The sequence below is a fragment of the Phocaeicola coprocola DSM 17136 genome, from assembly GCF_000154845.1.
Classification (GTDB): domain Bacteria; phylum Bacteroidota; class Bacteroidia; order Bacteroidales; family Bacteroidaceae; genus Phocaeicola; species Phocaeicola coprocola.
Genome location: NZ_DS981490.1, coordinates 83,343 through 104,923 on the forward strand (window position 1 = coordinate 83,343; position 21,581 = coordinate 104,923).

The window sequence follows — 21,581 nt, forward strand, 5'->3', positions numbered from 1 at the left end:
ATAGATTATCCTTAATTCCGCAACATAATTGATAATTATTTTTATAAGTTCCTGAGCAACATTTTGTTGCCCAGGTTTTTGCCATGTCAGCGTTTTCACTTACCTTAGTGTTGCGAATCCAAAGACAAAGAAAACCGCAACAGGCATGGCAAAGGTAGCAATAAAATCCGAAAGACTCACTCCTTTTGGAGGCATATTTCCAATCATGGAGCAATTTACCTCCCTTCTCTCCTCTACAATTGACTCAACACTTGGGTTGAGATGCAAACTCTATGGTTATCAATACAGCGAAATCATCCGCTCCCTCCTATGCGTTTACTTCTGCGGCGGTTCTTGCGTTGAGGATGTCACCGCCCACTTAATGAGTCATCTTTCCCTTCACCCCACACTCCGCACCTGTAGCGCCGACACCATCCTTAGGGCAATAAACGAACTGACCCGGGAAAACATCTCATACACGTCTGATGCCGGAAAGTCCTATGATTTCAATACGGCAGACACACTCAACACATTGCTCCTGAATTGCCTGTTGTCCACAGGGCAGTTGAAAGAGGGCGGGGAGTATGACGTTGACTTTGACCACCAGTTCATTGAGGCGGAGAAGTACGATGCAAAGCCCACGTACAAGAAATTTCTTGGTTACAGGTCCGGTGTGGCCGTTATCGGCGACATGATTGTCGGCATAGAGAACAGCGACGGCAACACCAATGTACGCTTTCACCAGAAGGACACGCTAAAGAGGATTTTGGAGAGACTTGAAGAGAAGAAGCTGACAGTCAAACGCTTCAGGGCCGACTGCGGCTCATGCTCTGAAGACATTGTGGATGAGGTCAGGAAGCATTGCAGGACATTCTACATACGCGCCAACCGCTGCTGCTCGCTCTATGATGACATCTTCGCGCTCAGAGGGTGGAAGAAGGAAGAGATAAACGGCATCGTGTTTGAGTTGAACTCCATTCTCGTTGAGAAGTGGAAGGGCAAACCGTATCGCCTGGTAATCCAGAGACAGAGACGCATGGGCAGTGGACCGGACCTGTGGGAGGGGGAATATACATACCGCTGCATCCTGACCAACGATTACGAATCATCCATGAGGGACATCGTGGAGTTCTATAACATGCGCGGTGGCAAGGAACGCGTCTTTGATGACATGAACAATGGGTTTGGATGGGACAGACTGCCTAAATCCTTCATGGCGGAAAATACCGTGTTCCTGCTCCTGACGGCACTGATACGCAATTTCTACAAGGCCATCATGCAAAGGATTGAAGTGAAGAAGTTCGGGCTCAAGGAAACCAGCCGTATCAAGACGTTTGTCTTCAAATTCATTTCAGTACCTGCCAAGTGGATTAAGACCGCAAGGCAATGTGTGCTGAATATCTACACCGACAACCATGCATATGCAGAAGCCTTCAAAACTTCTTCCGGATGATTTACATCACTTGATGGCCACTGATTGCGTATTGCCTCAAGTCGCTTTATGGGGTAAGGGGATGGTATGCGCATTGAAACGGACGCGAGGACTTAATGGTTATCTTACGAATCAAAAGTCCATTTCTCTTTATGTAGGTAGCACTTCGGGAATGGAGTTGCGGATTTAAGGATTATCAATTATATTCAACAAATCTCGATGGATTCTTCCGTTTGAAGCCAGAACCTGCGAACCAGAGGAATAAGAATCTCCTCCCTTGAAGTCTGTAATCATACCTCCGGCATTTTGCAGAATAATTGTTCCTGCAGCGATATCCCATGGACCAATAAAAGCTTCGATACGTGCTTCGAACCTTCCTGCTGCAATATAACACAATTCTACAGCCGCAGCTCCCATAAGCCGCAGTCCTGCTACATTCCCGTAGAGTGTATTTACCAAATGGTTGGCCATTGGCTTATATTCTTCTGTTGCATAAGGGAAGCCAAGAGCTATAAACGAGTCATCTAAATTGGATATGGCAGATACATGAATTTCATTGCCATTCAGATAAGAAGGAGCACCTTTATATGTCCAGAAACATTCATTCCGGCAGATTTCATATACGACGCCTAGTAATAATTCTTTTTTACTTCTCAGGGCAATGCTCACGCAATACGGAGCATTGTCATGAATGAAATTGGTTGTTCCGTCCAAAGGATCGACCAGCCAGCAATATTGCTCGTCGTTTAATGTGCCACTGCCTTCTTCTGCTATGAAACCAGCCTCGGGAAGTAATTCTTTTAGACGGGTTACAATCTTTTTTTCCGACTCTTTGTCTACGTATGACACATAGTCGTGTGCATGTTTTTTTTCGATTGCCTCGCGATGGAATTTTTTTCTTTCTTCACGAATAAAATCCCCTGCCTCAATCGCAAGAGCACGTACTTTATCTGTTAGTTCCGATAGGTTTAGCATTATTTTTTCTCCTCTAAAAGTCTGCCACTGCGGAATGTTCCCTGACGAATTATTTTTCCGTTACTGTCTGTTTCGACAAAAGGACCATCCTTTTTTCCTTGCTTGAAGAATCCTTCAAAGCGGACTCCGTCTTTGCTTACGATAGTTCCTTTGCCATCTTCTTTGCCACGAGAAAAATGACCGGTGTAGACAGATCCATCTTGCATACGTAGTACGCCTTCTCCTTCTGCCATATTGTCTTTCCACTGGCCTTCATATTCATCGCCATTTCCCCATTTATAATGGCCTTTGCCCGATCGCTGGTTCTTTACCCATTCGCCTTCATATACAGCTCCGTTCTGCCAGGTAAATGTACCGGTTCCTTCCTGCCATCCGTTTTTGAACTGGCCGACGTATTTATCTCCGTTGGGGTAAACATAGATTCCTTTTCCGGTACGTTCTCCGTCTGCGTAGTCACCTTCATAGCGTTCGCCGTTTTGAAAATAGTAAATACCTTTTCCATGCTGTACATCTTTTACCCAATCTCCGATATATTTATCGCCATTGGTGTAATAAAATGTTCCTTTCCCGTGGCGTTCGCCATTTTTCCATTCTCCTTCGTATTTTGAACCGTCTTCCCATGTCATGACACCTTTGCCATTCTTCAGATCGTTGGTCCATTCACCTTCGTATTTGGCACCTCCTTTCCATGTATATGTTCCATGGCCGTTTCGCTTGTCTTGGTGCCACATGCCTACATATAAATCGCCGTTATAATAGTACATTGTACCCTCACCTTCCTGAAAGTCTTGATACCACATTCCTTCATAACGGTTGTTGTTCATGAAGTAGTAGGTTCCTTGACCGTGTTGCTGGTCCTGATACCAATGTCCTACATATTTTTCTCCATCACTGAATATATATGTACCCTCTCCTTCACGTTTTCCTTTTACATACTCACCTTCGTATGTATCTCCATTCTTAAAAACTGTTTTGCCTTTTCCATTTGGACGACGTCCTTTCAACTCTCCAGTATATTCTGCTCCATCTTTAAATTTGTAATATCCCAATGACATTTGAGCAGAAACGGACAAGCTTCCAAATGTCATCAATGCAAACAATAAATATGTATGTCTAGTCATTATTATCTTTTTCGTTTTATTTGAATGTTCAAAATTAGTGTTTTCTGTAAAGAGAATATAAAATCATTACACTATTTTACCTGCGACAACCGCTATTAAGTTTTCTTTACAGAAATACTTTTGTGCCAGTGCTTGAAGCTCATCCGATGTTACTTCACGGATAGCTTTTAATGTATGATCGAAAAAATCATTTTTCAAACCAGACGTTTCGATGAATATCCAAGCATCTGATAAAGAAAAGGCACTTTCGTATGAACGACACATATCACCCAGCATGTAATTGCGTACCATATCCAGCTCTTCGTCTGAAACTTTCTCTGAACATAAAATATCCATTTCTTTATAGACTTCAGCGATGAGAGGTTCTACATATTCGTTTGCAGCTTCTGTACTGATGCCTAATACACCTGTATTGGGATAATTGACAAGACCGGCGCCGATACCATAGGTATATCCTTTATCTTCACGGATATTCGACATCAGACGGCTACCAAAATACCCTCCGAACAGCGTAACCAGTACACGCAGCTTCAAATAGTCAGGATGTTGTTGGTTTATAGAAAATGTACCTATCTTTATAGAACTTTGCAAAGCATCCTCTTTTTCTACAAAAATGCGTTTGCAATCTTCTGTTGTAGGAACAAAAGTTTCGTTTTTTATTTTTCGGGTAGTGTCTCCCCAATCGCTTTCGCCGAAGTGTTGCTTTATGCAATGTATAACTTCTGGAGAAACTTTACCTGAGACGTAAACAGAGCAGTTGCCTGAATGGTAATACTGATGGTAAAAACCTTTTAATACTTCGCTGTTAATACGATCGTAATCTTCCAGTTCAGCATATCGTCCTAATGGGTGTGACAGTCCGAAAAGTGCACGATTCAGACGTTTGCGAGCCATTACGTCAACACGCTGGGCGTTGACAAGAAACTGTTGTTTGTTTACGTCTACTACAACCGATAATTCTTTTTCCGGAAAGACCGGTTCTTTAACCATCGAGGCTAATATTTCAATTGTTTTTGGGAAATACTTACCTAATGAATATAGTGTCACAAAACCATAGTTTACCGATGATGATAAGTCAAGCCATGCGCCATAATAGTCCAGCTTTTCAGCAATTTGTGATGACGACAAAGACCGAGTTCCTTCGCGCAGCATGCGGTTGGTAAACATAGCCAGTAAAGGTTGTGTCTGATTCCATTGCCCGCCTTTTATGAGCAAATCCAGACGCACAACATCCTCGCTGCCAACTTGAATGATATTCAGTGGCGTTCCGTTTGGCATGATTGTACGTTCGGGAGTAGAAATAGAAAAATGGTCTATCTGGCGTATTGGGGGAGCTATTGTTCTGTCAAGAGTCATCACTTTATTTCTTTATGTTCAAGCAGGAATTTTTCCGCACGAGCTAAATCCTGCGGAGTATCTATTCCAATGGTTTCCACTTCACTGATACCGACTTTGATGGTATAACCATTTTCCAGCCAACGTAATTGTTCTAATGACTCTGCTTGTTCCAGAGAAGACTGTGGCAGAGCTGTAATTTCTTTCAGAACAGCAGCCCGGTATGCATATAGACCGATATGTTTGTAATAGGTATGTCCTTGCAGCCATTCTGCCTTTTCTTTGTTACGTTGATATGGAATAATAGAACGGCTGAAATACAGTGCATTCATATTTTTATCGACTACAACCTTCGGAGAATTGACATTTTCTAATGCTTCAAATCCGTCATCAACGGTAAAGGGTTTTACCAAGGTTGCAATCTGTGTAGATTCATCATTAAAACATGCTTTGACAGCTTCCAGTTGCGAGCGCTGTATGAAAGGTTCGTCACCCTGAATGTTTACAATAACATCGTAACCGCTGCCTACTTTGCAATAGGCTTCATAACAGCGGTCTGTACCACTTTTATGATTGACAGAAGTCATAACAACTTTGCCACCAAAAGCTTTGACGGCACTTTCTATTCGCTCATCATCGATCGCTACGTATGCTTCATCCAGAATTCCAGATACTTGTTCATAGACTCTTTGAATTACAGTTTTCCCTCCTAGCATAGCCAATGGCTTTGCTGGAAAACGTGTAGAAGCATATCTAGCAGGAATTATTCCAATAAATTTCATGGTATTTGTACTTTTTATTAGTACGCAAATTTACAAAAAAAATCTATTTTTGTAGTCAAAACTTCATAAATATGAAAACTAAGCATCGTTGCATCATTTGTTTGGGGTCGAATACAGAGAGTGAACATCATATGAATTGGGCGGAGGAAATCCTGTCAGATTTGTTTCCTAAGATGCGGTGGGGAGAAATAGTAGAAACTGCCCCGGAAGGTACAGAAACGACAACTTCTTATTTGAACCGGGCTGCTGTCGTTGAAACAGATATGGGCTTCGAGGATATAAAAATATTATTTAAGGACATAGAAAGGAAATGTGGCAGAACCCCAGAAGGCAAACAGAAGGGAATCATTCCTCTGGATATCGATCTGCTTGTGTTTGACATGGAGGTTATAAAACCTGCTGACATGGAGAAAAACTATGTGAAACAAGCCTTGAACACTCTGTCGGAACAGGCCGATTATACCAGTTTTACATATCCCAGTCGTGTGTAATGCACACCCTTGCTTTCGTAATGTGACATGACCTTTGCTGATGCTAGATGCAGTACTTCGTGCTGAGTTATTTTGCGACTGTGACAACTTAATGCTTTAGGTGTCTGGCTACGTCCGCCAGCTTTTATGAAAAATGTAAAACGGTTTCCGTCACGGTCGGCAGCCAATACGTTTTGGTCTACGTAAAAGTCAGCTTTGTATGTATCAACCTGTAAACGAACATTCAAGACTGTGAGGAACATATCTTTCAACTTTTCTCCTATCTCACCGATATAATGGCTTACCGAAGAAATATGTCTTTTCTGTACGGTCAGTTCAAAATGTACTTTGGCAAATTTTTTAGCCAATAATACTAATGGTTCATACCGTTTTGTTTCTACAGTAAATTTATTTGCTAACCAAAGGATGTAAGATGGGTCCACATAGAAGATTTCAGCTAAACGTTTGCCACGATACTTGCCAAATGGAATAATGTCGTCTGATTGTCCGTAGTAACTTTCAAAAACGCTGTTGTCTTGTACGTCAAGAGGTATATTACAGTTTTGGAGTAAGGCGAAGGCTCGTTCTGCTGCTGCGTCGAATGTTACAGCAAGTGTACGTACGAATAGTGGGGTTTTATCATCTGAAAAGATTCGCCAAAATCCATAATAAGGGCGATAAAGAGTCGGCATACTGATTACATATTTACCATCTTTAGGCATTCTTCCACGATTGAAAGATTCGATCCGATCGAAAACTTTAGCTGCCAGTTCAGGAGATAGTTGGTATAATGTGAGATTACGATCCATGACAATCCTCCTTCTTTTACAAGTTTCTGCAAGATACAGAAAATAATCCGAAAATCCAAAGTTGGAAGACTATAAAAAAACATGCCCATATTAACAAAAAAACATGCTGAAGTTTATCGTAAAACTTCAGCATGTTTTTTTTATTTTTCCTGAAAAAATTATTGGAAGAATACGTCATCCAATCGGCTGGTATTTTCTTCTTCTATTTCAGTCAGTTTGTCTTTGCATGGATCAAAATCCTCGGGTATATCGAAGTGTTCATCTTGAGAATATCCCAACGACTTGTCGGCATAAACTTTTTGCATGTACAATCCCCATACCGGTAATGCCATTGAAGCACCTTGTCCGTCGCGCATTGTATCGAAGTGAATATCGCGTTCTTCACCTCCTACCCAACAACCAGATACCAGTGAAGGAGTGAAGCCCATAAACCATCCGTCTGAGTTACGGTTGGTTGTACCGGTTTTACCACCCATATCAGCCTGTATACCATATAAGCGGCGAACTCGTCCACCAGTACCTTCGTTGATTACAGCACGTAACATGACGAGCATTTTGTATGCACTTGATTCACTTATCACTTCTTCTACTTGTGGCGTGAAAGTTGCGATGACGTTACCTTCATTATCTTCTATGCGGGAAACGAAAAGTGGCGCTGTACGTATACCTCGATTGGCAAATGCTGTATAGGCACTAACCATTTCTCCTACAGAAATTTCACATGGCCCCAGACACAAAGATACGGTTGGCTGTATGTCCTTGTTCAAGACACCAAAAGAATGAATCAATCGAACCAGTGCATATGGGTTGAGCTTGCTCATAAGATAAGCAGATATCCAGTTGTTGGAGTTTGCCAATCCCCATTTCAGTGTTACCATTTCTCCATAATGAGATTTAGAACTGTTTCGGGGAGACCATGCTTTTCCGTTTTCATCGAATAACGTCTGTTCTACATTTCTTACTTCGTCACACGGAGAGAATCCGTTCTCCATAGCTAATGTATATAAGTAAGGCTTAATGGTAGAACCAACTTGTCGGCGTCCAACCATAGCCATATCATATTGGAAGTAATTATAGTTAGGACCTCCTACATAAGCTTTTACATAGCCTGTAATCGGATCCATAGACATAAATCCGGCACGCAGGAAGTGCTTGTAGTAACGGATTGAATCTAACGGTGTCATGATAGTATCCTTTTCTCCTTCCCATGAGAAGACAGACATTTCGTGTTTTGTGTTGAATGCCTTCCGGATTTCTTCTTCAGAACATCCTGCTGCTTTCATTTCACGATAACGGTCAGACTGACGTACGGAACGTTCTAATATCGTATTTACTTCTTCCGGAGTGAGCTCGTTTGTGTATGGCGCAGTTTTACGTCCACGTTTTTCTTTAAAGAAGCGAGGTTGCAAGTATTTTGCTACATGTTCGTATACAGCTTCTTCAGCATATTTCTGCATACGTGAATCAATTGTCGTATAGATTTTTAATCCGTCTGTATAAATATTGTAATTGGTTCCGTCTTTTTTTTTGTTTTTTGCACACCATCCGTATAAAGGATTTGTCTTCCATGCCAAAGAATCTTCGTAATACTGTTGTTGTTGCCATCCTCTGTACTTCGAACGGACTGGTTCTTTGGCTGTCATTATCTTACGCAAATATTCACGGAAGTAAGTTGCCAATCCATCCTTGTGGTCAACCGGCTGAAATTTCAGAGTCAACGGTAAGGCTTGCAGAGAATCACGCTCAGCTTTTGTGAGGTAACCGGCCTTATACATTTGATCAAGCACCGTGTTGCGGCGTCCTCGTGAACGTTCATTGAAACGACGGGGATTATATAATGATGGATTTTTACACATACCGATAAGGGTAGCAGCTTCTTCTATCGACAAGTCTTTAGGATCTTTTGAAAAATAAGTTTTGGCTGCTGTTTTAATACCTACGGCATTATTCAGAAAGTCAAACTTATTAAGGTACATAGTCAGAATTTCTTCTTTTGTATAATAACGTTCCAGCTTGACAGCAATAACCCATTCTATCGGTTTTTGCAACAAGCGTTCCATTACATTGTCTGCTACCGGCGAATAAAATTGTTTTGCCAACTGCTGAGTAATGGTACTTCCTCCACCGGCATGTTTTTGCATGAAAATACCTCTTTTAATAACAGCACGCATAAATGCGCGTGCGTCTATACCAGAATGTTCACTGAAACGAACATCTTCTGTTGCAACGAGTGCATGAACCAGATTAGGTGACAAGTCATTGTAACCTACATAAACGCGGTTTTCTTTACTATACGACCAGGTTCCCAGAAGTTGCCCGTCATCTGAAATTATCTGAGTTGCAAATTTCAAATTCGGATTTTCCAGCTCTTCTACAGGAGGTACATAACCTATCCATCCTTTTGCTATGGCTGTAAAGACAGCAGCCACCGATAAAATTCCTAATATGAGCAAAGCCCATAATACATATATAAATTTCTTCCTCATGATAAATAAAAATTCTTATCTCTGATAATAACTTTTTTCTTACTTAATAAGTTCGCAAAAATAAAGAAAAACACCGGAATAAACGAATAAAATTGCAAGAATGATTGTTTCTGCTATTTTTAGCAGGAATACAACTTTTTACAAGCCTTATTTGATGCTACGTTTCTATTGGTAAATATATTTTTTTGTTGGTTTTTAAAAATGCTTCTGTATTACGCATTTCTGTTATCAGGAAATAAAATAACAGCTTCTTTTTCTAAAAAAAGGATGGTCTTTTTATTTTTTTTGTCTACCTTTGAACTCCGGTATTATAAAAACAATTCATAAAACCGAAAATATGGAAAATAGAAGTTTAGTAACTATTGCCAACCATTCTAAAGAACGTATCCTTTATCTTCTGGAAATGGCAAGAGAGTTTGAAAAGAAGCCTAACCGTCACTTACTGGATGAAAAAATTGTTGCAACTCTTTTCTTTGAACCTTCCACGCGTACTCGTTTAAGTTTTGAAACAGCAGCCAACAGGCTTGGAGCCAAAGTTATAGGATTTACCGATCCTAAGGTTACAAGTTCCTCAAAGGGAGAAACATTGAAAGATACAATTATGATGGTAAGTAATTATGCCGACATTATTGTAATGCGTCATTATCTGGAGGGAGCAGCACGTTATGCTAGCGAAATAGCTCCGGTTCCTATCGTTAATGCTGGTGACGGAGCCAATCAGCATCCTTCTCAGACAATGCTTGACCTCTATTCCATATATAAAACGCAGGGAACTCTGGAAAATCTGAATATTTATTTGGTGGGAGATTTGAAATATGGTCGTACAGTTCATTCTTTGTTGATGGCTATGCGTCATTTCAATCCTACTTTCCACTTTGTTGCTCCGGATGAACTTAAAATGCCGGAAGAATACAAACTATATTGTAAAGAGCACAATATAAAATATGTGGAACATACAGATTTTACGGAGGAAACTATAGCTGATGCAGACATTTTGTATATGACTCGTGTACAGCGTGAACGTTTTACCGATTTGATGGAATACGAACGAGTTAAAGATGTTTATATTCTTCGGAATAAAATGCTTGAGCATACTCGTCCAAATCTTCGTATCCTTCATCCTCTGCCTCGTGTAAATGAGATTGCATATGATGTGGATGAAAACGAAAAGGCATATTATTTCCAACAAGCTCAAAACGGACTTTACGCACGTGAAGCTATTTTGTGTGATGTACTTGGCATTACGCTGGATGAAGTCAAGGCGGATACCGAACGATAAATAAACTCTTTAAACAAGTTAATCAAGAAAGATTATGAACGAAAAGAAAGAATTGCAGGTGGCCGCTCTTGAGAATGGAACGGTTATTGACCATATACCTTCAGATAAAGTTTTTACTGTTGTTTCTTTGCTCGATTTGCAAAATACAGACGGTAATATTACAATAGGGAATAACTTTGAAAGTAAAAAATTAGGTAAAAAAGGTATTATCAAGGTTGCCGACAGATTTTTTACAGATGAGGAAGTTAGCCGTTTGTCTGTTGTAGCTCCTAATATAAAGCTCAATATTATCCGTCATTATGAGGTAGTTGAGAAGAAACAGATTGTTATGCCTGATGAGTTGAAAGGTATTGTGAAATGTAATAACCCAAAGTGCATAACCAACAATGAGCCTATGCAGACATGGTTTCATGTTGTCGATAAGGAACTGGGTATTCTGAAGTGTCACTATTGCGAAAAGGAACAGCAGAAAGATAACATAAAATTGATTTAATATATTATTATGAAGCAAGACTGGAAGCCCGGAACGATGATTTATCCGTTGCCTGCAGTGCTGGTCAGCTGTGGTAGCTGCAAAGAAGAGTATAATATTATAACTGTTGCTTGGGTTGGGACGATATGTACAAACCCTCCCATGTGCTATATCTCAGTAAGACCAGAACGCCACTCCTATCCTATTTTGAAGAAGAATATGGAGTTTGTTATCAATCTGACAACAAAGGAGATGGCATATGCTACAGACTGGTGTGGGGTGCGATCCGGAAAGAATTTTAATAAATTCGAAGAAATGCATCTTACTCCGGGTAAGGCTTCCATTGTACAAGCTCCGATAATTGAAGAATCTCCCTTGTGCATAGAATGTCGGATAAAAGAAATAATTTCACTGGGCTCTCACGATATGTTTATTGCAGATGTGGTGAATGTAAAGGCTGATGAAAAATATTTGGATTCCGATACAGGAAAGTTCGATTTGGCTAAGTCAAACTTATTGGTTTATGCACATGGGGGATATTATGAAATGGGCGAAAAAATCGGTAAATTCGGTTGGTCTGTAGAAAAGAAAAAATAATAAGAAATATGAGGAAAACTGCTTTAATATTCATAACCAGTCTGTTGCTGGCGACAGGCCTTCAAGGTCAGTCACGCAAAAGAGAACGTGATGCAACACGTGATCCGGCTGTTAATGTGGGTATAAAAGCAGGTTTTAATTCTTCTATGTTTTTTATAGATCATTTTTCTATAGGCGGGAAAGAATTGAATGATATCCAGAATAACTATAAGGTTGGTTATTTCGGAGCTTTTTTCTGCCGTTTCAATTTGAAGAAACATCACTATCTTCAGACAGAACTTTCTTACAATGTTTCTAAAGGAAGTATTTCAATAGCCAATACAGTAGAAAATAAAGATATCTTATTCGATAATGCATTGGTTAAAACATCCATACACTCCATCGATCTGCCTGTATTGTATGGGTATAAATTTGTTGATGCCCGTCCGTATGGAATGGCATTTTTTCTAGGACCTAAAGTAGCTTATACGTGGGAAAAGCATACTCAGAATGAATACTCTGGATTTTATCAGCAAAATATAACAGAAAATCTCCGTCCATTATGTTTTAACGCTGTGGTCGGATTGGCCGTTAATGTTTCAAATATATTTTTTGATTTTCGCTATGAAGGAGTTCTTCATAATATGGTAGAATCGGTTTCTTTTGATAAAAGAATAACGGAGTCTCCTTATTGCGATCAGTATATATATATCAAACGTCGTAGAAACGTATTAAGTTTCTCAGTTGGAGTGATTTTTTAAACACATAATATTACCTTTTTAAAAAACTACATATGAAAAGAGATGATTTGATTTTTGACATTATTGAGAAAGAACATCAGCGTCAGCTGAAAGGTATAGAACTGATTGCATCTGAAAATTTCGTAAGCGATCAAGTAATGCAGACCATGGGTTCATGTCTTACAAATAAGTATGCAGAAGGTTATCCTGGTAAGCGTTATTATGGTGGTTGCGAAGTTGTGGATCAGAGTGAACAAATTGCAATCGACCGGTTGAAGCAAATCTTTGGTGCTGAATGGGCAAATGTACAACCTCATTCGGGAGCACAAGCAAATGCTGCTGTTTTTCTGGCAGTGCTGAATCCTGGAGATAAGTTCATGGGATTGAACTTGGCACATGGTGGTCATCTTTCTCATGGTTCGGCTGTAAATACATCTGGTATCATCTATACTCCATGCGAATATAATTTGAATAAGGAAACAGGACGCGTAGATTATGATCAGATGGAAGAAATTGCCTTGCGTGAACATCCTAAGATGATTATTGGTGGTGGATCTGCTTATTCTCGTGAATGGGATTACAAGCGTATGCGTGAAATTGCAGACAAAGTAGGTGCTATTTTTATGGTCGATATGGCACATCCTGCAGGTTTAATTGCAGCAGGACTGCTGGATAATCCTGTGAAATATGCTCATATCGTTACTTCTACTACTCATAAGACATTACGTGGTCCTCGTGGTGGTGTTATTTTAATGGGTAAAGACTTCCCTAACCCTTGGGGTAAAAAGACACCGAAAGGTGAAATCAAGATGATGTCACAGTTACTTGATTCAGCTGTTTTCCCAGGTATCCAAGGTGGTCCGTTGGAACATGTTATTGCTGCTAAAGCTGTTGCATTTGGTGAATGTTTGCAGCCTGAATATAAAGAATATCAAATGCAGGTAAAGAAAAATGCAGCTGTGCTTGCTCAGGCATTAATGGACCGTGGCTTTACAATTGTTTCAGGAGGTACAGATAATCACTCTATGCTGGTTGATTTGCGCAGCAAATATCCTGAACTTACAGGTAAGGTTGCTGAAAAGGCATTGGTTTCTGCCGATATAACAGTAAACAAGAATATGGTTCCGTTTGATACCCGTTCTGCATTCCAGACCTCAGGTATCCGACTGGGTACTCCAGCTATTACAACACGTGGAGCAAAAGAAGATTTGATGTACGAAATTGCAGAAATGATAGAAACTGTTTTGTCAAATGTAGACAATGAAGAGGTTATTGCTTCTGTACGTGCACGTGTAAATGAAACAATGAAGAAATATCCTATTTTTGCATATTAATGGATAAACAATAAGCCTTTGGAATTCATGTAGAAATACATAATTCCAAAGGTTTATTAAACAAAAGTTGCGATGGATTGTTTCTTCAAAAAGTAACAATATAAATTTGAGAAATATGAAAAAAACGAGTTTTATGGCTATTTTATTAAGCGCATGCTTGGTATTTAGCGGTTGTGGTTCTTTGAACAATACAGCAAAAGGCGGTATGATTGGTGGCGGTAGTGGTGCTGCTTTAGGAGCTTTAATCGGTGGTATTGCCGGTCATGGTAAGGGAGCTGCTATCGGTGCTGCTGTGGGCGCAGCTGTGGGAACAGGAGCTGGTGTCCTGATTGGAAAGAAAATGGATAAAGCTGCCGAACAGGCTGCCCAGATACAAGGTGCTGAAGTTGAGCAAGTAACAGACAACAATGGTTTGCAAGCTGTAAAAGTGACTTTCGATTCTGGTATTTTGTTTAGTACTAGCAGCTCTTCATTAAGTACTTCTGCAAAATCATCATTGAGTAAATTTGCAAACAATGTATTAAATCAAAACCGTGACATGGATGTAGCAATCTATGGATATACGGACAATACAGGATGGAAAAACAGTACTGCAGAACAGAGCGTACAGAAAAATCAGGAGTTGTCTCAGGCACGTGCTCAAAGCGTATCAAGCTATTTGCTAGGATGTGGAGTTTCAGCTTCACAAATTAAGACTGTAGAAGGTATGGGAGAAAGTAATCCGGTTGCCGACAATAGCACAGAAGCAGGACGTAAGGAAAATCGTCGTGTAGAAGTATATATGTATGCAAGTCAGGAAATGATTCAGCAGGCTGAAGCAGGAACTTTGAAATAAAGGATAAAATTTAATATAAAAAATCCGCTAAATCGAATCTTTGTAGAAAGAGGATTTAGCGGATTTTTTTATGTGTTATGTACGTTATTCTTTTGAATTCTCTTCATCACCTTTAAGTATCGGCAATGTAATTTGATATTTTACTGCGAGGATACGGACAATGAAAACAGTCACTCCACCTAGAATTTGTGACATATACGACTCCATGCCTGTTTTAAGACATATCCAATATACCAGCCCGCCGATGACGCATGCCATGGCATAAATTTCTTTTCGGAAGATCAACGGAATTTCATTAATAAAAACATCTCGAATAACACCTCCTGCCGCTCCGGTTATACTACCCATAATGATAGCTACCCAGAAAGGATATCCTAAAGAAATACTTTTCCCAAAACCTACAACAGTAAACAATGCCAGTCCGATACTGTCGAAAAGGAAGAATGTATTATTCAAATGAATAAGATATTTCCCGAAGATAATAACAAAAAACATAGCAAATGCTGTACAAATCAGGTAAATAGAATCTGTCATCCATACAGGAGTAACATTCAGCATGACATCGCGTAACGTTCCTCCACCAATGGCAGTAGCCAGTCCTACAATATATGCACCAAACCAGTCGAAACGTTTGGCTGATGCCAAACGAATTCCACTGATGGCAAAAGCAAATGTTCCTATAAAGTCAAGTATCTGAACAAATGAAGGCATTTTCTTTTCAATTTAAATGAAACAATTAATTTACCAAGTGTAGCTAACTCCAAAACTTAAGAGTTCCTGAAGCTGGAAATAGCTGTCATCCGGTTCTTCTTTAGAAACAGAATCATCAAAACGGGTATGAACAAATAACTTCGTCGAGAAGTACTTGTTGAAAGCAAAAGTGAAGGTGTTTTCCCATTCTGACAAGACTTTTTCATAGTTTGTCGTATAAGAAAAACGTGATTCCCAAGTTAGATTATTAATGATAATCCATTTTAATGTTGCTTCCACACGAGAACCTAGCTGATCCTTCGATTTTTTTCCTGCATCAATGTTGAATTTGGCTGGATCTACTTTATCGCTGGCTACACTGTAACGGGTGTAGTTGAACGGATTGATCAATACAGACAAATTACATATTGCATCTTTCACATATTTATAGTCCATACCGATACCGATATTCAACTCTGAAGGTGAAAGCCATGAAGATACCATCTTATCGGAGTTCGTTTCATAATTAGAGAAGAACTGGGTCTTGAACTCGGCCGAAATGGTATAATACCAGTTTGTGATAGCCTTGTATCCAAATTTTGAACTTAAACGGAGCAAGTCTTCACTTGTCTTATATTGGTGGACTGTATCAGAAGGAGCAGAAATAAAACCAAGCTTCCATTCTATTTTGTTTTCAAATTGAACTTTTTGCTTGTCATCATAGTTGAACTGCAATACAGCTCCTGAAAGTAAAGATACTGTACTCTCTCCTCCTTTATACCAGTTGTCGGATATATAATTCTGTGAGAACTGCGCATATCCGTTTCCGCTGATAGCCCAGAAATTAGGTTTCATTACCAATAAGTCTTTTTCTCTAACCTGGCCTGTTTGAGAGGCAGCTCCTATTAAATAGAAAACTTTTTCTTTCTTTGGTTTTCTTATTTTCATCTTGTCGGATAAAGGTTCTATACCTTTCAGCTCGTTTTCATTTTTAGAAACCAGACTAGGATATTGCAAATAAAAAGCCAGTAATTGCTTGTTTACACCTTTATTTACATCAACCGAATGTGCAAGGTTCGGAACTTGGAAAACAGAATCCTTTATGGCATTTTCTTTCACAAAAGGAATTACTGGTTCCCAATTATCAATAGAGAATGCTTGTGCAATTGGTTCCGAATAATATGTAGCAGGAACAATAAGCTTATAGAAATCCGGGTTCGAACGTATCCATGATGGAGCTTCGGGCAGATAAATATCTTCCCATCTGTCTAGCATTTTCTGATAATCTTGTCGGAAACTATACAAAAAGGATTGGAAGTTTTTCACTGCCGGATTGATTTTCGGAGTATAAGCTTGTTGTATGTTCTTTACTTTAATGGTTTCTATTGTTTTTTTCTGTCGTATGGTATCGACGGCAGAAAATTGTTTCAACGTATCTGCCGGCATCGTATCTTGGGCGGCGATAGTGTCTTTTGTTAAAGTTAAGTCCTGCTGTTCAATTGCCTGAACGGCTTCATTTGTCAGGAGGAACATTGTAATAAACGTACCTAGTGCTTTCATTTTTCTAATTTGCCTATTTTCTATGCAAAATTACAATTTAATTTAGTCTTATTATAATGATATTATAACAAATTACATCTTAGTTTTTGTTTAGAGCAAATATTGAAGATTTTACTCTTTGCAATGTTTTGTCACTTTCCTTGTGTGTGATTTGGCTTTTTTTTATAATTTTGCAACTTTGAATAGTAGTGTTAGATAATAAATCACTTTAAAATAATCATATTGTGGCAGAAACAAAGTACATTTTCGTAACAGGTGGTGTAGCTTCTTCATTGGGTAAGGGCATTATTTCATCATCTATCGGTAAGTTGCTGCAGGCTAGAGGCTACAGCGTAACTATACAGAAGTTCGACCCGTACATTAACATCGACCCGGGAACACTTAATCCTTATGAACATGGTGAGTGTTACGTAACAGTAGACGGTCATGAAGCCGATCTTGACTTAGGACATTATGAACGTTTTCTCGGTATTCAGACAACAAAAGCGAACAACATTACAACCGGTCGCATTTATAAGAGTGTAATCGACAAGGAACGTCGTGGTGACTATTTGGGAAAAACAATCCAAATCATTCCTCACATTACTGATGAAATCAAACGTAATGTAAAACTGTTAGGGAATAAGTATAAATTCGATTTCGTTATTACAGAAATTGGTGGTACTGTAGGTGATATCGAATCGTTGCCTTATTTGGAAAGTATCCGCCAGCTGAAATGGGAGTTGGGTAGAAATGCTCTATGCGTGCATCTGACTTATGTGCCTTATCTGGCTGCTGCTGGTGAATTGAAGACTAAACCTACTCAGCACTCAGTAAAGGAATTACAGTCTGTGGGTATTCAACCAGATATTCTGGTATTGCGTACCGAACATAACCTTAGCACAAACCTGAAAAAGAAAGTTGCGCTATTCTGTAATGTAGATGAAAGTGCAGTTGTGCAGTCAATGGATATGCCGACAATCTATGAAGTTCCTCTTCGCATGCAGGAACAAAAACTGGATGTAACAATTCTTGAAAAGATGGGATTGCCGGTGGGTGAAACTCCGGAATTAGGTCCATGGAAAGACTTCTTGAACCGTCGTCATAACGCTACAGAAAAGGTTAAAATCGGATTGGTCGGTAAATATGATTTGCAGGATGCTTATAAATCTATATTGGAAGCATTGTCACAGGCTGCAACTTATAACGACCGCAAAGCTGATATTCACTTTATCAATAGCGAAAAGTTGACAGATGAGAATGTAGAAGAAAGCCTGAAAGAAATGGATGGTATTATTATCTGTCCGGGATTTGGCCAGCGTGGTATCGAAGGCAAGTTTGTAGCATTGAAATATTGCCGTACACACAATGTTCCTACATTTGGTATCTGTCTGGGTATGCAATGTATGGCTATAGAGTTCGCTCGTAATGTATTAGGCTATACTGATGCTAATAGCCGTGAGATGGATGAAAAAACTCCACATAATGTAATCGACATTATGGAAGAGCAGAAATCTATCACAAACATGGGAGGTACTATGCGTTTGGGTGCTTACGAATGTGTTCTTGATCCAAATTCAAAAGTATATCAGGCATATCAGACCGAACATATTCAGGAACGTCATCGTCATCGTTATGAGTTCAACAATGACTATAAGGCTGAATTTGAAAAGGCTGGAATGAAATGCGTGGGTATCAATCCTGAATCGGATTTGGTAGAAATAGTAGAAATACCTACTCTGAAATGGTTCATTGGAACTCAGTTCCATCCGGAATATAGCAGTACGGTATTGAAACCCCATCCTCTTTTCTTATCATTCATCAAAGCAGCTATTGATAAATAATAGATATTAATTTGTAAATAAAAAGAAATGGATAAAAACACGTTAGTGGGATTTGCTCTGATTGGTGCGGTTATAGTCGGATTTGGCATATATAATCGCCCCAGTCAGAAGGAAATGGCACGTGCACAGCATTATCAGGATTCGATACAGGCAGTGGCTCAAAAGCAAGAGCAGATGCAGAAAGCTCAAGAAATAGCTGCTTCATTGCCTGTTGTTCCGGATTCTACTTCTTTATTTTTCCAAGCATCGCAAGGTTCTGAAGAGTTTACTACGTTAGAGAACGATGTACTGCAACTTACTTTTTCTAATAAAGGAGGACGGGTATGCAAGGCTATGCTGAAAGAATATAATGATCAGCAACAGCAGCCTTTGGTTCTGTTCGATGGTAAAGATGCTTCGTTAAGTTTAGGATTTGAAGGTAAAAATGAAAATATTCTGAGCAATCAGATGTATTTTCAGACTACCAATGTAACAGATAGTACGGTAACAATGCGACTAAATGCTGCAAATGGTGGACATTTGGACTTCATCTATAAACTGTTACCAAACTCATACGTTGTAGACTTTACTGTCCAGGCAAGCGGATTGCAAAACTTCTTCTCTCCTTCTGTCAAAACGATGAGTGTTGACTGGAAACAGCGCGCACGACAGATGGAAAAAGGATATACGTTCGAACAACGTTATACTTCGCTTACCTATAAACCGGTAGACGACAGTTTTGATTATTTGAGCGAAACAAAAGACGAAAAAGAAACTATTCCAGAAGTGCTTGATTGGGTTGCATTTAAGAATCAGTATTTCTCATGTGTATTTATGGCAGAGAAAAACTTTGAAAATGCAACGCTTGAATCGAAGATAGAACAGAAAGGAAGCGGTTACATGAAGAACTATACTGCCGAAATGAAAACTGCTTTCGACCCGACAGGTGCGCAACCTAGTCGTTTCCAGTTCTATTTTGGTCCTAATCATTTCAAGACTTTGTTGGCAACTAATGATTTATCTTTCAAGGATAAAGATCAGGAGCTTGAGGATTTGGTATATTTAGGTTGGCCTATCATTCGTCTGATTAACCGCTGGTTTACTATTAATCTTTTCGACTGGTTGTCAAGCTGGGGACTGAGTATGGGTATTGTAATTTTGCTGATGACTATCATTGTCAAGATTCTGGTATTGCCTACTACTTGGAAATCATTTATCTCTTCAGCAAAAATGCGTGCATTAAAGCCTTATGTAGATAAGATTAATGCTAAATACCCGAAGCAGGAAGATGCATTGAAGAAACAACAAGAAACTATGGCCTTGTATAGCCAATATGGAGTAAGCCCTATGGGAGGATGTTTGCCTATGCTCATCCAGACTCCGGTGTTTATGGCTTTATTCTTCTTTGTGCCTAATGCAATTGAGTTACGTCAGCAGAGTTTCTTGTGGGCAAGCGACCTTTCTGCATACGATGATCTTATAAGCTGGAGTACTCATATTCCTTTGTTGGGAAATCATTTAAGTCTGTTCTGTTTGTTGTTTAGTGTGACAACAGTTCTGAACCAGATTATTATGATGAAACAGCAAGACATGGGTAATAATCCTCAGATGGCTGCCATGAAGTGGATGATGTATATCATGCCTGTAATGTTCTTCTTTATTTTCAACGAATATGCATCAGGTTTGAGCTACTATTATTTCATTTCTGGTTTGATCGGTATTATTACCATGTGGATTATGCGTCGTATGACCGATGAGAAAAAGTTATTGGCACAGCTTGAAGCCAATAAGAAAGCTCCTTCAGAAAGAAAGACTAGCGGATTGATGGCTAAGCTTGAAGCGCTGCAAAAAGAGCAAGAACGTCTTCAGAAAGAACGTCAGGAACGTATGAATAAGAAATAATACAATTCCTGTACATAATAAAAAGATCGCCGGTAAATCGGGATAATTCAATTATCTTCAATTTACCGGCGATCTTTTTTGTTTCGCTTTATTCGAAAGAATACAGCTCTGAAGGAGTAGTTCGTTTCAATGGGATAACTTGTACCCCATTCTCATCAAGAGCGATTCCATGCTGTTTAAAAGCAGTTTCAACCGTCTTATATGCCAGCTCCGGATGATTGTTGTCTTTGCTCAAATGACAAAGCCAGAGATATTTTAAACCAGCCGGAAAATGTTCAGCAAGATAATTAGCCATCTCGCTGTTACTCATATGTCCGTTAGGACTGGCTATACGGGCTTTCAGATGTTGAGGATAAGGTCCCATCTGCAACATGGTTTCATCATAGTTTGCTTCGAGAATCAGATAATTGGAGCGCTCAATATATGCAGCTGCAGTGTCCGTAATATGTCCGATATCGGTTATGAAAGAAAAGGTTTTATCCCCCACGCTGATGCAATATCCTACGTTGTCCGTTGCATCATGAGGCACTTCGAAACAAGTAATGCTGAAATCTTCTATCTGGATAGTTTCTTCCTTGTTGATAAAACGCCGGTGGGCATTATCCAGTTTTTCGGTCATGCAATAACTCCGATTGATGCCTGCGTGCACTTCCGGTGTAGAATAAATGGGTATGCTATGCTTTTTTGCCAAATGTCCGACAGCTTTAATATGATCGGCATGATCGTGGGTAATCAAGACGGCACGTATTGTATCCAGGTTCAGTGCATAATCTTTGAAAATCTTCTTTATGCTTCGTATGCCGATACCTGCATCTATTAGTATCCCACAAGTCTTTGTTGCCAGATAATAACAGTTGCCACTGCTACCACTGCCCAAACTCAGAAATCGTACTTCCATATATGTGTTTCTTATTTTTAAAAAAGGAACACAAAAGTACAAAAAAGAAAGGAGCTTGCCAATATAGCAGGCAAACTCCTTTCCACAAAATGATGCTCTTTATA

At 39.5% G+C, this 21,581-nt stretch carries 19 protein-coding genes; 10 read left to right on the plus strand and 9 right to left on the minus strand.

Going from position 1 to position 21,581, the window contains the following annotated elements; translation table 11 throughout:
• Positions 1–145: 145 nt before the first annotated feature.
• Complete coding sequence (locus BACCOP_RS12625) at positions 146–1,432, plus strand: IS1380-like element IS615 family transposase (RefSeq protein ID WP_007567149.1); 1,287 nt, start codon at positions 146–148, stop codon at positions 1,430–1,432.
• A 165-nt stretch (positions 1,433–1,597) separates the two neighbouring features.
• Here BACCOP_RS12625 and BACCOP_RS12630 read toward each other — a convergent pair whose 3' ends face one another.
• The 4 genes from BACCOP_RS12630 to kdsB form a co-directional block, all read right to left on the minus strand.
• The gene (locus BACCOP_RS12630; protein ID WP_007569667.1) at positions 1,598–2,386 is read right to left on the minus strand and encodes an inositol monophosphatase family protein; all 789 of its coding nucleotides are present in this window, start codon (positions 2,384–2,386) and stop codon (positions 1,598–1,600) included.
• Positions 2,386–3,507: an MORN repeat-containing protein gene (locus BACCOP_RS12635; RefSeq protein ID WP_022126493.1), complete on the minus strand. Its 1,122-nt coding sequence runs from the start codon at positions 3,505–3,507 to the stop codon at positions 2,386–2,388. The genes BACCOP_RS12630 and BACCOP_RS12635 overlap by 1 nt, the downstream gene beginning before the upstream one ends.
• Before the next feature lie 66 nt (positions 3,508–3,573).
• Positions 3,574–4,863, minus strand: a complete 1,290-nt coding sequence (locus tag BACCOP_RS12640; protein WP_007569669.1) for a M16 family metallopeptidase — start codon at positions 4,861–4,863, stop codon at positions 3,574–3,576.
• Positions 4,863–5,624, minus strand: a complete 762-nt coding sequence (gene kdsB / locus BACCOP_RS12645) for a 3-deoxy-manno-octulosonate cytidylyltransferase (RefSeq protein ID WP_007569670.1) — start codon at positions 5,622–5,624, stop codon at positions 4,863–4,865. The genes BACCOP_RS12640 and kdsB overlap by 1 nt, the downstream gene beginning before the upstream one ends.
• A gap of 71 nt (positions 5,625–5,695) precedes the next feature.
• Here kdsB and BACCOP_RS12650 point away from each other — a divergent pair, with 71 nt between their 5' ends.
• Complete coding sequence (locus tag BACCOP_RS12650) at positions 5,696–6,115, plus strand: 2-amino-4-hydroxy-6-hydroxymethyldihydropteridine diphosphokinase (protein WP_007569672.1); 420 nt, start codon at positions 5,696–5,698, stop codon at positions 6,113–6,115.
• Here BACCOP_RS12650 and BACCOP_RS12655 read toward each other — a convergent pair.
• A complete protein-coding gene (locus BACCOP_RS12655; protein ID WP_007569674.1) occupies positions 6,082–6,903 on the minus strand; it encodes an exodeoxyribonuclease X C-terminal domain-containing protein in 822 nt (273 codons plus the stop codon). The genes BACCOP_RS12650 and BACCOP_RS12655 overlap by 34 nt on opposite strands.
• Positions 6,904–7,061: 158 nt before the next feature.
• The gene (locus BACCOP_RS12660) at positions 7,062–9,389 is read right to left on the minus strand and encodes a transglycosylase domain-containing protein (RefSeq protein WP_007569676.1); all 2,328 of its coding nucleotides are present in this window, start codon (positions 9,387–9,389) and stop codon (positions 7,062–7,064) included.
• 337 nt (positions 9,390–9,726) lie between these two features.
• Here BACCOP_RS12660 and pyrB point away from each other — a divergent pair, with 337 nt between their 5' ends.
• The 6 genes from pyrB (at position 9,727) to BACCOP_RS12690 (ending at position 14,625) form a co-directional block, all read left to right on the plus strand.
• Positions 9,727–10,668, plus strand: coding sequence for an aspartate carbamoyltransferase (pyrB, locus tag BACCOP_RS12665; protein ID WP_007569680.1), 942 nt, complete (start codon positions 9,727–9,729; stop codon positions 10,666–10,668).
• A 34-nt stretch (positions 10,669–10,702) separates the two neighbouring features.
• Positions 10,703–11,161, plus strand: a complete 459-nt coding sequence (gene pyrI / locus BACCOP_RS12670) for an aspartate carbamoyltransferase regulatory subunit (RefSeq protein ID WP_007569682.1) — start codon at positions 10,703–10,705, stop codon at positions 11,159–11,161.
• 9 nt (positions 11,162–11,170) lie between these two features.
• Positions 11,171–11,737, plus strand: a complete 567-nt coding sequence (locus tag BACCOP_RS12675) for a flavin reductase family protein (RefSeq protein ID WP_007569684.1) — start codon at positions 11,171–11,173, stop codon at positions 11,735–11,737.
• A gap of 8 nt (positions 11,738–11,745) precedes the next feature.
• Positions 11,746–12,477: a porin family protein gene (locus BACCOP_RS12680; protein WP_007569686.1), complete on the plus strand. Its 732-nt coding sequence runs from the start codon at positions 11,746–11,748 to the stop codon at positions 12,475–12,477.
• Between the two features lie 32 nt (positions 12,478–12,509).
• The gene (glyA, locus tag BACCOP_RS12685; RefSeq protein ID WP_007569687.1) at positions 12,510–13,790 is read left to right on the plus strand and encodes a serine hydroxymethyltransferase; all 1,281 of its coding nucleotides are present in this window, start codon (positions 12,510–12,512) and stop codon (positions 13,788–13,790) included.
• Positions 13,791–13,905: 115 nt separating this feature from the next.
• Positions 13,906–14,625 (plus strand): OmpA family protein, encoded by a 720-nt coding sequence (locus tag BACCOP_RS12690; RefSeq protein ID WP_007569689.1) that lies wholly within the window; start codon positions 13,906–13,908, stop codon positions 14,623–14,625.
• 84 nt (positions 14,626–14,709) lie between these two features.
• On the opposite strand, the gene BACCOP_RS12695 is transcribed toward BACCOP_RS12690, so the two are convergent.
• The gene (locus BACCOP_RS12695; RefSeq protein ID WP_007569691.1) at positions 14,710–15,336 is read right to left on the minus strand and encodes a trimeric intracellular cation channel family protein; all 627 of its coding nucleotides are present in this window, start codon (positions 15,334–15,336) and stop codon (positions 14,710–14,712) included.
• A gap of 30 nt (positions 15,337–15,366) precedes the next feature.
• Entirely contained in the window at positions 15,367–16,875 is a 1,509-nt protein-coding gene (locus BACCOP_RS12700; RefSeq protein ID WP_007569693.1) for a DUF3078 domain-containing protein, read from the minus strand.
• A gap of 224 nt (positions 16,876–17,099) precedes the next feature.
• Between BACCOP_RS12700 and BACCOP_RS12705 the strand changes: the two genes are divergently transcribed.
• Together BACCOP_RS12705 and yidC are read left to right on the plus strand one after the other, a co-directional pair.
• The gene (locus BACCOP_RS12705) at positions 17,100–18,698 is read left to right on the plus strand and encodes a CTP synthase (protein ID WP_007569695.1); all 1,599 of its coding nucleotides are present in this window, start codon (positions 17,100–17,102) and stop codon (positions 18,696–18,698) included.
• Between the two features lie 27 nt (positions 18,699–18,725).
• A complete protein-coding gene (gene yidC, locus BACCOP_RS12710; protein ID WP_007569697.1) occupies positions 18,726–20,579 on the plus strand; it encodes a membrane protein insertase YidC in 1,854 nt (617 codons plus the stop codon).
• Positions 20,580–20,667: 88 nt separating this feature from the next.
• On the opposite strand, the gene BACCOP_RS12715 is transcribed toward yidC, so the two are convergent.
• A complete protein-coding gene (locus BACCOP_RS12715; RefSeq protein ID WP_007569699.1) occupies positions 20,668–21,477 on the minus strand; it encodes an MBL fold metallo-hydrolase in 810 nt (269 codons plus the stop codon).
• Between the last annotated feature and the right edge of the window lie 104 nt (positions 21,478–21,581).